This is a genomic window from Streptomyces rugosispiralis (assembly GCF_024505145.1).
Taxonomy (GTDB): Bacteria; Actinomycetota; Actinomycetes; order Streptomycetales; family Streptomycetaceae; genus Streptomyces; species Streptomyces rugosispiralis.
This window is the reverse complement of record NZ_JANIAA010000203.1, coordinates 1-686: the sequence shown is the minus strand read 5'-3', so window position 1 is coordinate 686 and position 686 is coordinate 1. Positions and strand designations below refer to the sequence as shown.

Here is a 686-nt window from a genome sequence, read left to right as displayed (position 1 = left end):
CGAGGGACCGTTCGGCGCGGTCAGGCCATTGGACGCACCATCCTGGTTGATGGCGGAGCCCCGGACCACCGCGAGCACCGGGTGGCCGTTGCGCCGCGCGTCCGACAGCCGCTCGACCAGCAGCATGCCCGCGCCCTCGCCCCAGCCGGTGCCATCCGCACCGGCCGCGAACGCCTTGATCCGGCCATCGGCGGCCAGTCCGCGCTGACGGCTGAAGTCGATGAAGTTCTCGGGGGTGGACATCACCGTGACGCCACCCGCGAGCGCCATCGTGCACTCGCCCTGCCGCAGCGCCTGCACCGCCAGATGCAGTGCCACCAGCGAGGACGAGCAGGCCGTGTCGACCGTGAGGGCCGGGCCCTCGAGACCGAAGGTGTACGCCACCCGCCCGGACACCACGCTCGCCGCGTTGCCCGTGCCCAGATGGCCCTCCAGGCCCTCGGGCGCCCGCATCAGCAGCGACAGATAGTCCTGACCGTTGGTCCCGGCGAAGACACCGATCTGCTGCCCGCGCAGCGTGGCGGGGTCGATGCCCGCGCGCTCGAACGCCTCCCACGAGGTCTCCAGCAGCAACCGCTGCTGCGGATCCATCGCGAGGGCCTCACGCGGCGAGATCCCGAAGAACGACGCGTCGAAGTCCCCCGCGTCGTAGAGGAAACCGCCCTCACGCGCGTACGACGTGCCCG

1 protein-coding gene is annotated in these 686 nt (G+C 71.7%); it reads right to left on the bottom strand.

The window, feature by feature from the left end; all coding sequences use genetic code 11:
• Positions 1–686 (bottom strand): polyketide synthase (locus NP777_RS47065; RefSeq protein WP_256656349.1); only part of this gene is annotated, 686 nt, incomplete at both ends.